The organism is Gordonia sihwensis NBRC 108236, from assembly GCF_000333035.1.
Taxonomy (GTDB): Bacteria; Actinomycetota; Actinomycetes; order Mycobacteriales; family Mycobacteriaceae; genus Gordonia; species Gordonia sihwensis.
Map to the genome: position 1 here is coordinate 141,111 of NZ_BANU01000016.1, position 12,332 is coordinate 153,442.

Below are 12,332 nucleotides of genomic sequence, written 5' to 3' on the forward strand. Positions count from 1 at the left end.
CAGCGCTGTCCTGCACACGCTGCGGGCGGTCGGCCTGTCCGGACTGCCTCCGGCCCGCCTCCGTCGGGCAGCACTGCGTCGACTGTGTGAACGAGGCCAACGCCACCGCCCGTGTACGGACCGACGCTCCCGTCGTCGACGACTCGGCCGCCGCACGCAGACCGGTCGTCACGTACGGTCTCATCGCGGTGAATCTGGCGGCCTTCATCGCTGTGGTGCTGCAGGCGGGCGGGACGTCGAACCTGCTCCTGAAGTCGAGCATCATGCAGCAGGGCGCCCTGGTCACCGGACTCGGTCTCGAGAACGAGTACTGGCGACTGCTGACTTCCGGCTTTCTGCACTGGTCGATCCTGCATGTGGCGATGAACATGATCTCGCTGTACCTGATCGGCGCCGATCTCGAACGCGTCCTCGGTCCGGCCCGCTATCTCGCGGTCTACCTGATCGGCCTCTTCGGCGGCAGTGCGGCGGTGGTGGCGCTGGGTCCCGAGCTCGCTGCGACCGCCGGCGCGTCGGGTGCGATCTACGGACTTCTGGGTGCGCTGCTGATCGTGGTCATCCGGCTCAAACTGCCCGCGACCACGCTGATCACGGTGATAGTGCTGAACGTGGTGCTCTCGCTCAGCATTCCGGGTATCTCGATCTGGGCGCACTTCGGCGGTTTCGTCTTCGGAGCTGCGAGCGCGGCCGCGATCATCTGGCTCCCGGTCAAGGTACTGCCGCCCGAGAAGCGGACGTATCAGCAGGTCACGCGCGTCGGGTGGATCGGTCTCGTGGCGCTTCTCGTGATCGCGCTGGCGATCGGAACCGGGTTCGCCGCAGCCATCGGCTGAGCGCTTCGGTTCTCAGTTCGTCGAGTCCTTCACCGGCAGGCCCGCGGCGCGCAGCTTCTCGGCCACGGCTGCCGGCTCCTCGCCGAGATCCCACCGGCCGAACACCAGCAGGCGGTCGTCCGGCAGGTCGATCACCAGTTGGCGGCTGCGTCCCACGATCCGCCGCGTGGTCAGCACCGACACCGCGGCGATATCGCCTGATCCGAGGCGGACGGTTCCCCGGAGCGTTCGCACTTCCAACTCCGGACCGTCGAGCAGGACCAGCCGCGGTCTGCGGAGCAGGGAGACCGCGCCGGAGACGATCAACGCCACCGCGGCCAGCCCGATGAAGACCATCGCGGGCGGTTCGGCGTAAGACGCGGCCGCCGCGGCGCCCAGCGCGATGCCCGCTCCCACGAGTGCGAGGGCGGCGGGAAGCGGCGTCGCCCACTGTTCATGCACAGCCAAGTCGTTGTTATCCACAGGATCTATCCACAGTGGGGATGAATAACATGTGTGTCATTTCGGCAGCGGCAGTCGCGACCTGGGACTTCGTCGTTTCGGCAGCGGTCAGCGCCAACCCATGGTCATCAACAGGCCGACGACCATGAAGCCGAATCCGATCAGCATGTTCCACGGGCCGAGCGAGGTCATCCAGTCGAGCGCCGAGTACTTCGCCGTCGACGCGCCGAGGTAGTACACCATCAACCAGACCAGACCGATGAGCATCAGGCCGAACATGACGATCTGGTACCAGAGGCCGGACGGTCCCGCCTTCACCTTCACCGGAGTGCGGCTCGCGGTGTTGATGGTGTAGTCGGTCTTCTTCCGGACTTTTGACTTAGGCATATGTCTACGGTAACTGAGTCGAAGCCCAGGTGGGGAACCCGTTAATCTGGACGACGTGCGCATCCTCGTCATCGACAACTACGACAGCTTCGTCTACAACCTGGTCCAGTATCTGGGTCAGCTGGGTGTGGATGCCGTCGTGTGGCGCAACGACGACGAGCAGCTGGCCGACCTGCAGAAGGTGGTCGGCGAATTCGACGGAATCCTGCTGAGCCCCGGGCCCGGAACCCCCGACCGTGCGGGTGCCACCGAGCCGATCATTCCGGTCGCGGCTGCCGCGGGCACCCCGATCCTGGGCGTCTGCCTCGGCCACCAGGCGATCGGGGAGGCGTTCGGCGCCACCGTCACCCGGGCACCCGAACTCCTTCACGGCAAGACCTCGCTCGTCTTGCACGACGGCGTGGGTGTGCTGGAGGGACTGCCGCAGCCCTTCGTCGCGACCCGGTACCACTCGCTGACGGTGGCACCGGAGACGATCCCGGACGAACTGGAGGTGACCGGCCGCACCGAGACCGGCATCGTCATGGCGATGCGGCACCGGGAGCTGCCGATCCACGGAGTGCAGTTCCACCCGGAGAGCGTGCTGACGCAGGGCGGTCACCGGATGCTGGCGAACTGGCTCCGGATCTGCGGCCTCACAGTTCCCGAGGGCAGGGTCGCCGAACTCGAAGATCAGATGGCGAAGGCGCTGGCCGGCGCCGAGTAGCCGGCGTCCCGGTCAGCCGGGGAGCAGGCTCGCCCGGCCGATGACCACCGACACCGTCGCGTTCTTGCGCAGCTTGCTGCCCGCGGCCGGGCTCTGCGAGATGACCTTGCCGTCGTCCTTGCTGGCGAGACCGACGCCGCGCTCGCTGGAGCTGAGAGTGTTCGGCTCCCAGCCCGCGTCCTCGAGCGCCCGCTGGGCGTCCTCGAGACTCTTGCCGCGCAGATCCGGCATCACGAACATGTTGCCGCGCGAGACCTGAACCTGGATCACGCTGCCGACCTCCACCGTCGCTCCGGGGTTGGGCGAGGTGCTGACCACCTGTCCCGCCGGAAGCTCGGAATCGACCTGCACGGTCTTCATCTCCAGTTGGAGCTGGTCGAGCACGTTCTGGGCCTGGCCGGAAGTCTGGCCGCGCAGGTCCGGAAGGGTGACCTCCTTGGGGCCGGTACCGATGTACAGGATCACCGGTGCGTTCACCGCCGCGGGAATGCCCGTGCGCGGATTGGTCCGGACCACCTTGTCCTTGAGCGCGACCGTGGATTCGGAGTTCTGCGTCTTCACCTCGGTGAATCCGAGCACCTTGAGAGCTTCGGTGGCCTCGTCGGCGGATTTGCCGCGCAGATCGGGGATGGGCTGTCGCTGGGGCCCGGACGAGATGTACAGCGTCACCTCGGAGCCCTTGGGGGTCGGGACGTCGTCGCCGGGCGCCGTCCGGGTGGCCAGGCCCGCCGCGATGTCGGTGCTGGCCTCCTCGGTCCGCTTCACCGTGAAGCCGGCCTGCTCCAGGTTCGCCTGTGCGGCGTCGGCGGCCAGGCCGGCGACTTTCGGAACGGCGATGAGCGGCGCCGTGGTCTTCCACGGCGACCACGCGAACAGACTGATCAGGAGCACGACGATCGCAGCGATAGCGATCGCCACCTGCACGCGCCCGCGCCGCAGCAGACCGCCGCGTCCTCCGGTCTCCTCCTCATCGCCGTCGTCTCCGGTTCCGCGACGGCTGGGCAGGGTCTCGTTGCGCACCGCGAGGCGCGGCGACTCGATGAGGGCGGTCTGCTCCTCGTCGGTCAGCAGCATCGGCGCGGACGGTTTGCCGCCGGCGAGGACCTTGATGAGGTCGGCGCGGAAATCGGCCGCGGTCTGGTACCGGTTGGCCGGGTTCTTGCTCATCGCCTTCATGATCACCGAATCGAGTTCGGGGGTGATCTCCGGCCGGATCGACGACGGGCGCCGCGGATCCTCGTGCACGTGCTGGTGGGCGACGGCGATCGGGGAGTCACCGGTGAACGGCGGTTCTCCGGTGACGAGTTCGAACAGCACGCAGCCCATCGAGTAGATGTCGCTGCGGGGATCGACCTTGATGCCGCGCGCCTGCTCGGGCGAGAGGTACTGCGCCGTCCCCATCACCGCGGACGTCTGCGTCATGGTCGCCGACGTATCGTCCATGGCGCGGGCGATGCCGAAGTCCATCACTTTCACCGCGCCCGTGCGGTCGATCATCACGTTGGCCGGCTTCATGTCGCGGTGGACGATGTTGTTCCGGTGCGAGAAGTCCATGGCCGCGGCCACGTCGGCCATCCAGGTCATCGCCTGCTTCTGCGCGATGTGTCCCGACGAGCGCAGCAGATCCCGCAGAGTCTCACCCTCCACGTACTCCATGACGATGAACGGCAGCGGGCCCTCGTCGGTCTCCGCTTCGCCGGTGTCGAAGACCTGCACGATGCTCGGGTGGTTCAGCTTCGCGGCGTTCTGCGCTTCGCGGCGGAACCGCAGATAGAACGTGGGGTCCCGGGCGAGATCGGCACGCAGGACCTTGATGGCCACGTCACGGTGCAGCAGCAGGTCGCGCGCGAACTGCACCTCGGACATACCGCCGAAACCGAGTGTCTCACCCAGCTCGTAGCGGTCAGAGAGATAGTGCGGATCGATCATGATCGCTCACCCCCCGCCGCCGGGCAGGCCCGGAATCGTGATCGGGGGGAACAACGGCCGCGTCGTCGGCTCCTCCGTCGTCGGCTCCTCGGAGGTCGTCGTCGGCTCCTCGGTGGTGGTGGGCTCCTCGGTGGTGGTGGTCGTGGGCGTGTCCGACGTCGTCTCACGAGTCCGGGTTGTGGTCTCGTCGGTCGTGGTCTCCCGCTCGGTCACCGTGGTGGTGACGTGCGAAGACGAGGGCGTCGGTGCGGTGGGCGTGCGAGGGCTGGTGGTGAGCCAGTAGGCGACGAGCGCGATGGCTGCGAGCAGCAGCAGTGCGGCCACCGCCGTGAGCACCTTGTGCGTGGTGCTCCATCCGCCGTCGTCGACCGGCGTGGCGGCCGTCGAGACGCCGGTCTGCGGCGGCTGCTGCTGGCCGGGCGAAGTCATCGCACGGGTCGACGGGCGCGGTGCCGCGGCAGCGGCGGCGACTCCGGCGGCGCCGAGAGCGCTCCGGGGAATCGGCGGACGGTTGCCCGCGCGGACCGCGGCGACGGCGTCGGCGAACTCGCCGCCGGTCGCATACCGCTGCGCGGGGTCCTTCGACAGCGTGATCTCGATGAGTTCACGCACCGGTGCCGGCAGGGTCTGCGGCAGCGGCGGCGGAGGCTCCTGAATGTGCTTCATCGCGACGGTGATGGCACCGTCGCCCAGGAAGGGCCTGCGGCCGGTGAGCGCCTCGTATCCCACTACGCCGAGCGAGTACACGTCCGATGCGGCGGTCGCCTCGCCCCCGGTGGCCTGCTCCGGAGAGATGTACTGGGCGGTGCCCATCACCATGCCCGTCTGGGTGACGGGCGCGGCGTCGACCGCCTTGGCGATGCCGAAGTCGGTGATCTTGACCTGACCGGTGGGCGTGATGAGGATGTTGCCCGGCTTCACGTCGCGGTGCACGAGACCCGCCGTGTGCGCGGCCTGCAGTGCGCGGCCGGTCTGCTCCAGCATGTCGAGGGTGTGCGGCAGCGAGAGGTGGCCCATCCGGGCGATCACCGAGTTCAGCGGCTCACCGTCGACGAGTTCCATCACCAGGTAGGCCAGCGGGTCGCCGCCGTTGCGATCGGGGGTCTCGCCGTAGTCGAAGACGTTGGCGATGCCCGGATCGTTGAGCCGCGCGGTGGTCTGCGCTTCGGTGCGGAACCGGCCGAGGAACTCCGAATCGTTGGAGTACTCGGCCTTGAGCACCTTGACCGCCACCCGGCGGCCGAGACGTGTGTCCAGGGCTTCCCAGACCTGGCCCATGCCACCAGTGGCGATCAACCGGACCAGTCGGTACCGGTCGGCGATGATGGTGCCGTTCTGCAGGCTCATCGAGCACCTCCCGCGTATGCGTTGATGACAGCGCGTCCGATCGGGGCCGCTGCGAGGCCGCCGTACGAATTCTGTCCCCTATTGCCGTTTTCAATGATGACCGCGACCGCGATCCGTGCGTTCGAACTCGGCGAGAACGCGATGTACCAGGCGTACGGCGTCTCACCTCCGCCGGCCGTGTCCGAATGCTCTGCGGTGCCCGTCTTGGACGCGATGCCCGCCTGGGCGCCGGACGTGTGCTGCTCCGACTTCACCATCATGTCGGTGATCTGATCGGCCTCCTCGGCCGTCAGCGGCCGGTTGAACGCCGACGGCGCCGTGGTGGAGATGGTCCGCAGGTCGGCGGTCTGCAGCTTGTCGACGAGATACGGGCGCATGCGGACGCCGCCGTTGGCGACGGTCGCGGCGATCTCCGCGTTCTCCAGGACGGTCAGCCGCACATCGCGCTGTCCGATCGCCGACTGCGCCAGCGCGGCCCGATCGTCGCCGATGTCGCCGACGGTCGACTTCGCGACGTCCATCGGAATCCCCGGGGGATCCTCGCCGACGCCGAACTGCTTGGCCGTGGCGGTGAACTCCTCCGACGCGTCACCCGGCACCTTCTCGGTCATCAGCTGGGCGAAGGCGGTGTTGCACGAGTACTCGAAGGCCTGCGTCAGGGTCACCGTGCCGTTCGAGGCGCCGGGACACGTGCTGCCGCTGTCGTTCGAGAGGGTCGCGGTGCTGTCGGGAAGCGTGATGACCGACGACGACGTCAGCCGTGCGTCCGGCGACACCCCGGCCTTGAGCGCGGTCGCAGTGGTGACCACTTTGAAGGTCGAACCCGGCGGATACAGCGCGTTGATCGCACGATTGGTCAGCGGATCGTCGTTCCCCTCCGCGTTGAACTTCTCCCACGCCTTCTCGGCCTTGCTGAAGTCCTGGGTGGCCAGCGCGTTCGGGTCGTAGCTGGGAGTGGACGCGAGCGCGAGGATCTTGCCGGTGCTCGGTTCGAGCGCGACCACCGCGCCGCGGCACGGCCCCTCGCAGCCGGCGTCGGTGAGTTCGCGGTAGGCCACTCGCTGCAGCTTCGGGTCGATGGTCGTCACGACGTTGCCGCCGCGCGGATCGCGGCCGGAGAACATGTCCATGAACCGCTGGGTGAAGAGGCGGTCGTCGTTGCCGTTGAGGATCGAGTCCTCGGCGTACTCGATGCCGCGGTCGGCCCGGTACACGAACGAGAAGTAGCCGGTGACCGGGGCGAACGTCGTCGGATCGTTCGGGTACTGGCGCAGGTACTTGAAGCGGTTGTCGGTGGGGACCGATTCCGCGAGCACTGTGCCGTCCGCGGCCACGATCACGCCGCGCTGACGCGCGTACTCGTCGAGCAGGACACGTGAGTTGCGCGTGTCGGTGCGGAGCTTGTCGGCCTTGAAGACCTGCACGTAGGTCACGTTGGCGAGCAGGGCCACGATCATGACGATGCAGGCGATGGCGACCTTCTGAATGGGACGGTTCACTGGCGACGCACCGCCCGGGTGGCCATCGCGTCGACCGGACGGCTCGGGCGCGGCTTCGGAACGTCGGGCTCGCGCGAGGCGTTCGAGACCCGGATCAGCAGTGCCAGGAGGATGTAGTTCGCCAGCAGCGACGAGCCGCCGTAGGCCAGGAACGGCGTCGTCAGACCGGTGAGCGGGATCAGCTTGGAGACGCCGCCCAGGACGACGAAGACCTGGAAGACGATCGTGAAGCTCAGGCCGGCGGCGAGCAACTTGCCGAAGCTGTCGCGGACGGCGACTGCCGCGCGGAGTCCGCGGATCGTGACGATCAGGTAGAGCATCAGGATCGCCGCCACGCCGACCAGTCCGAGTTCCTCGCCGAACGAGGTCAGGATGAAGTCGGTGTTGGCGAACGGCACGATGTTGGGACGCCCGGAACCGAGTCCGGTGCCGAACATGCCGCCCGTCGCGAAGCCGAACAGGCTCTGCGCGATCTGATATCCGTACGTGTCATACTGCGCGAACGGGTCCTGCCAGATGGATACGCGGATCCGGAGGTGCTCGAACAGCTGGTAGGCCACCGTGGCGCCGAGGGCGAACAGCGTGACGCCCAGCATCAGCCAGCTCACCCGCGAGGTGGCGATGTACAGCATCGTCAGCACCGTCGCGAAGATCAGCAACGGCGTGCCGAGGTCGTTCTCGAGCGCGAGGACGCCGATCGCGATCACCCACGCCGCCAGCAGCGGACCGAGGTCGCGCAGGCGGGGGAAGTCGATGCCGGCGAACTGCTTGCCCGCAGTGGTGAACAGGTCGCGCCGGGACACCAGGAACGCCGCGCTGAAGATGATGATGAGGATCTTCGAGAACTCACCCGGCTGGATGCTGAATCCGGGGAGGATGATCCAGTTCCGCGAGCCGTTGACCTCGGCCATCGACGCGGGCAGGATCGCCGGGATGGCGAGGAAGATCAGCCCGCTGACACCCAGGGTGTACGCGTAGCGCGACAGCGTCCGATGGTCGCGCACCACCATCAGGGTGACGCAGAACGCGACGATGCCGAGGACCGCCCACAGCAACTGCTGGTCGGCGTTGTGGGTCACCTCGTCGGCCTTGACGACTTCGTCGTGCCGTGACGATCCCAGGTCCAGACGGTGGATCATCACCAGGCCGAGGCCGTTGAGCAGGGCCACGCACGGCAGCAGCAGCGGATCGGCGTAGGGAGCGAACCGGCGGATCGCCAGGTGCGCGACGCCGAAGAGCGCGATGAAGGCCGCGACGTACTTGACCAGATCCCAGCTGAGGGTCTGGTCCTGCGCGGCCTGAACCGTCAACAGCGCCGCGAAGACCACGAAGACCGCGAACGAGAGCAGCACCAGCTCGGTGCGCCGTCCCGCGCTCTTGGGCCGCGGAGCGGGAGGTGCGTGGACAGGTGGAGCCGACGTCATCCGTCGCTCCTGCAGGTGTTGTGGCCGTCCGCACCGACCGTAGGAATGGGCGCAGACGAGGTCTCACCGGACTTCGGCGCACCGCTGGGTTTCGGGGCCTCCGGCTTCGACGTCTCGGGCCTGGGCGTCTCCGACCGCGGCTCGCCCGGCTTGGGTGCTTCGGGCTTGGGAGTCGCCGGCGGCTCGGGCGGTGCGCACTTGGGCAGGAACTCGAGTCCGCGGACGCGGTCCCGGGTGCTCTCGAGTGAGTTGTTCTTGATGCTGTTGGAGGTCACGGCGCTGCGGCCGATACCGGTGAGGTCGTCGACCTTCATCGGCGTGCACGACGCGGTCGAGTCGGACGGCTGGAACCGGACGGTCGGCGAGTCGGCGGTCAGGTCGTCGACGCAGACCCGCTCCTTCGGCGCCCGCACTGTGAAGAACAGCAGGTTGTCGGGGGTTCCGGAGTAGATCTCGACGTTGCCGTCGACCGCGGTGACGAAGGTGCTCGCCATCGCCTTCGACCGCACCACGAAGAACGCGGTCACCAGAAGTCCGATGATCGCGAGGACCGCGATGATGAGGACCGGCCAGCGCCAGCTCGCCTTCTTGGCGGGCTCGGGTTCGGTGGCGGTGATGGTCGGGCGCGCCGGTGCGGGTGCGGGCGGGCGGAGGGCGGCCGCGCGACCGGCCGCCGTGGCCGGATTGGGGACGTATCCCGCGGAATCGTCCTCGCCCGCGGCGCCGCCGACGATCGGCGTCGAGTCGCCGTACTCGTCGTCGACGACGTCGGCTACCACGACGGTCACGTTGTCCGGACCGCCGCTGCGCAGTGCCAGCTCGATCAGCCGGTCGGCGCAGGCCTTGTGGTCCTCGATGGAACCGAGGGTATCGGCCAGCGTCTCTTCGCTGACGACGTCCGACAGCCCGTCGCTGCAGAGCAGGTAGCGGTCGCCGGCCCGGGCTTCGCGCATGATGAGCGTCGGTTCCACGGCCTGCCCCGTCAGGGCGCGCATGATCAGGGAGCGCTGCGGGTGGCTGTGAGCCTGTTCGGGGGTGATCCGGCCCTCGTCGACCAGACTCTGGACGAAGGTGTCGTCACGCGTGATCTGGCTCAGCTGGCCGTCGCGGTACAGGTAGCCGCGGGAGTCGCCGACATGGCACAGGCCGATCCGGCTGCCGGCGAAGAGGATGGCGGTGAGCGTGGTGCCCATGCCGTCGAGTTCGGGTTGCTTGGCGACTTGCTCGGCGATGGCCGCGTTGCCGTCGGCGGTGGCGCGTTCGAGTGCTGACAGGAGATCGCCGCCGGGCTCGTCGTTGTCGAGCGGTCGCAGCGCCTGGATCACCAGTTGGCTGGCGACCTCGCCCGCCGCGTGACCGCCCATGCCGTCGGCCAGCGCGAGGAGTCGCGCGCCGGCGTAGACGGAGTCTTCGTTGTTCGAGCGGACCAGGCCGCGGTCGCTCCGCGCGATGTAGCGCAGCACTAGGGTCACGGGCGTAACTCAATCACGGTCTTGCCGACCCGGATCGGTGTGTTGATCGGAGCGCGGACGGCGGTGGTCACCTTGGCACGGTCGAGGTACGTGCCGTTCGTCGAACCGAGGTCTTCGACATACCAGTCGTCACCGCGCGGAGAGATGCGCGCATGACGCTCTGAGGCGTAATCGTCGGTGAGAACCAGCGTGGAATCGTCGGCCCGCCCGATCAGGACCGGTTGCGTGCCGAGGGTGATGCGGGTGTTGGCGAGAGCGCCCGCCGTCACCACCAGATAGCGCGCGGTACCGCGGGATCGCGCGGCCCGCTGCTTGCGCTCGGCTCGTCCGGAGGTCAACGGCATCCGTGCGCCACCGGCCGCGGCCAGATCGGCGCGCATCGCCCGGATGATGGCGTACACGAAAAGCCAGAGCAGGATGAGGAATCCGAATCGGATCACCTGCAGCAGGATGCCCTGCATCTACTCCCATCACCTCCCTCACAGACGGGTATCCGGTTCCTCGTACCCCCGGATGCATTCAACGGTCGGGTGACCGTGCAGTCACCCGATGAGCATCTTATGCGGAAACTACTACTGGAACCGGACGGTGATGTCCGAGTGGCCGAGCCGGATGCGGTCGCCGTCGGCGAGCTCCCAGCTGCTGACCTGCAGGTCGTTGACGGTGGTTCCGTTGGTCGAGTTGAGGTCGGTCAGCATGGCGGTCTGACCGTCCCAGCGGATCTCGACATGGCGGCGCGAGACGCCGGTGTCGGGCAGGCGGAACTGCGCGTCCTGACCGCGGCCGACCACATTGGAGCCCTGCCGCAGGGAGAAGGTGCGGTTGCTGCCGTCCTCCAGCACGAGGGTGATGGCCGACGGCGCGTAGCCGGCCGGCTGACCGTAGGCGGCCGGAGCGTACCCCTGCTGCTCGTAGGGCGGCTGCTGCGGAGCGTACTGCTGGTCGTACGCGGGCTGTCCGTACTGCGGCTGGCCGTAGCCCGGCTGCGCGTACTGCTGGTCGTAGCCGCCCTGGTCGTACTGCGGCTGCTGGCCGTAACCCTGCTGGCCCTGGTCGTAACCCTGCTGGTCGTACGGGGGCTGCTGGGCGTAGCCGGGCTGCTGGTTGTAGTCGTACTGCTGGCCGTAGCCCTGATCGGCCGGCTGCTGCGGGTACTGCTGCGCCTGTTGCTGTCCGTATGCCTGCTGGTCGTAGCCGCCCTGATCGTACTGCGGCTGCTGGCCGTACGGCTGCTGCGGTTCCTGACCCTGCTGCGGATACCCGCCCTGCTGGTTGTAGTCGTACTGCGGGTAGTTCGGATCGCCCTGCGGGGCGTAGCCGTAGTTCTGGCCGCCCTGGTCGTTTCCGGGGGGATTTGTCATGGCTCGGGCTCCTCGGTCGAGACTTTCAGGTCGGTATGTCGGCTGCTGCTCCGCCGGCGCACGGCGCTGTGCCAGTGGTCGTGGCGCGACGTCGGGGTCGACGACGCCACGAGTGTGGAACTGACCGGTGTGCAACGACGGCGCTTGTTCGAACTCTACGACGACAGACCCGTAAGTCTGCCACCCATTGTCCCGGATGAAGTCCTCCAAATGGCGCGAGAAGATCTTCCGGTTCAGTTCGTACTCGGTTGCGACGTGATCAAGATCCGAGTCGCTCAGCGTCACCACGTAGCTGTTGGCCACCAAGGTCGCGCCGTCGCCCAGGTCTTCGGCCGAGGTCTCGGCCTCCCGCTGCAGGGCGTGCTCGATCTCCTGCGGTGCGACCTTGCCGCCGAAGACCCGGGCGAACCCGCCGTCCACGGCGGACTCGAGCTTGCGCTCGATCCGGTCAAAGAAACCCACGAGATCTCGTGCCCTTTCCCTCGGTTGGCGTGTCGACGTGCATACCTTGTCTCAACATGTTACCGGCCGGAAAGACATGACGGAGACTCGTGAATGACTCCTGTACCGGGCGTCACAGGAGTAACAGGTGGGGCAGGCGGGCCCCAAGGTGCGTCGTCGCAGGTCATCACCTCTGTGAAGGCGTGGTTTTTCATTTGGCCGGGTGTGCGTGCTATCTTTTTCAAGTCCACACGGACGCCGGTCGTTCGATCGACCAGCCACGGGCGAGTGGCGGAATGGCAGACGCGCTGGCTTCAGGTGCCAGTGTCCTTCGGGACGTGGGGGTTCAAGTCCCCCTTCGCCCACAGTTGTGATGAGTCGCGACATCGTTTACACACGATGTCGCGACTCATTGCTTTTCCGGGGGGTTCAGGGTTAAAGGGTGGGTTAAAGGCCAGAATGTGTGTACGGTTCGGGCGTGGCGTCGGGTGG

At 67.5% G+C, this 12,332-nt stretch carries 11 protein-coding genes and 1 tRNA gene; 3 read left to right on the forward strand and 9 right to left on the reverse strand.

Annotated elements, in window-relative coordinates:
* Positions 1-86: 86 nt before the first annotated feature.
* A complete protein-coding gene (locus GSI01S_RS11880) occupies positions 87-833 on the forward strand; it encodes a rhomboid family intramembrane serine protease (RefSeq protein WP_006896806.1) in 747 nt (248 codons plus the stop codon).
* Positions 834-845: 12 nt separating this feature from the next.
* On the opposite strand, the gene GSI01S_RS11885 is transcribed toward GSI01S_RS11880, so the two are convergent.
* Positions 846-1,274 (reverse strand): PH domain-containing protein, encoded by a 429-nt coding sequence (locus tag GSI01S_RS11885; protein WP_101841501.1) that lies wholly within the window; start codon positions 1,272-1,274, stop codon positions 846-848.
* A gap of 108 nt (positions 1,275-1,382) precedes the next feature.
* Positions 1,383-1,661, reverse strand: coding sequence for a cell division protein CrgA (gene crgA, locus GSI01S_RS11890; protein WP_006896808.1), 279 nt, complete (start codon positions 1,659-1,661; stop codon positions 1,383-1,385).
* A 55-nt stretch (positions 1,662-1,716) separates the two neighbouring features.
* On the opposite strand from crgA, the gene GSI01S_RS11895 reads away from it, so the two are divergent.
* Positions 1,717-2,367 (forward strand): aminodeoxychorismate/anthranilate synthase component II, encoded by a 651-nt coding sequence (locus GSI01S_RS11895; protein ID WP_006896809.1) that lies wholly within the window; start codon positions 1,717-1,719, stop codon positions 2,365-2,367.
* 12 nt (positions 2,368-2,379) lie between these two features.
* On the opposite strand, the gene pknB is transcribed toward GSI01S_RS11895, so the two are convergent.
* The 7 genes from pknB to GSI01S_RS11930 all read right to left on the reverse strand — a co-directional run bounded on the left by pknB (position 2,380) and on the right by GSI01S_RS11930 (position 11,861).
* Positions 2,380-4,296: a Stk1 family PASTA domain-containing Ser/Thr kinase gene (pknB, locus tag GSI01S_RS11900; protein WP_006896810.1), complete on the reverse strand. Its 1,917-nt coding sequence runs from the start codon at positions 4,294-4,296 to the stop codon at positions 2,380-2,382.
* A 6-nt stretch (positions 4,297-4,302) separates the two neighbouring features.
* On the reverse strand, positions 4,303-5,643 hold the full coding sequence (locus GSI01S_RS11905; protein ID WP_006896811.1) for a protein kinase domain-containing protein: 1,341 nt from the start codon (positions 5,641-5,643) through the stop codon (positions 4,303-4,305).
* Positions 5,640-7,142 (reverse strand): peptidoglycan D,D-transpeptidase FtsI family protein, encoded by a 1,503-nt coding sequence (locus tag GSI01S_RS11910; protein ID WP_006896812.1) that lies wholly within the window; start codon positions 7,140-7,142, stop codon positions 5,640-5,642. The genes GSI01S_RS11905 and GSI01S_RS11910 overlap by 4 nt, the downstream gene beginning before the upstream one ends.
* Positions 7,139-8,566, reverse strand: coding sequence for an FtsW/RodA/SpoVE family cell cycle protein (locus GSI01S_RS11915; RefSeq protein ID WP_006896813.1), 1,428 nt, complete (start codon positions 8,564-8,566; stop codon positions 7,139-7,141). The genes GSI01S_RS11910 and GSI01S_RS11915 overlap by 4 nt, the downstream gene beginning before the upstream one ends.
* Positions 8,563-10,038 (reverse strand): PP2C family protein-serine/threonine phosphatase, encoded by a 1,476-nt coding sequence (locus GSI01S_RS11920; RefSeq protein WP_006896814.1) that lies wholly within the window; start codon positions 10,036-10,038, stop codon positions 8,563-8,565. The genes GSI01S_RS11915 and GSI01S_RS11920 overlap by 4 nt, the downstream gene beginning before the upstream one ends.
* Positions 10,035-10,499 (reverse strand): FHA domain-containing protein FhaB/FipA, encoded by a 465-nt coding sequence (locus GSI01S_RS11925; protein ID WP_006896815.1) that lies wholly within the window; start codon positions 10,497-10,499, stop codon positions 10,035-10,037. Before GSI01S_RS11925 ends, GSI01S_RS11920 begins: the two co-directional genes overlap by 4 nt.
* Positions 10,500-10,610: 111 nt before the next feature.
* The gene (locus GSI01S_RS11930; protein ID WP_006896816.1) at positions 10,611-11,861 is read right to left on the reverse strand and encodes an FHA domain-containing protein; all 1,251 of its coding nucleotides are present in this window, start codon (positions 11,859-11,861) and stop codon (positions 10,611-10,613) included.
* Between the two features lie 261 nt (positions 11,862-12,122).
* Here GSI01S_RS11930 and GSI01S_RS11935 point away from each other — a divergent pair.
* Positions 12,123-12,205, forward strand: a tRNA-Leu gene (locus GSI01S_RS11935).
* Positions 12,206-12,332 lie beyond the last annotated feature (127 nt).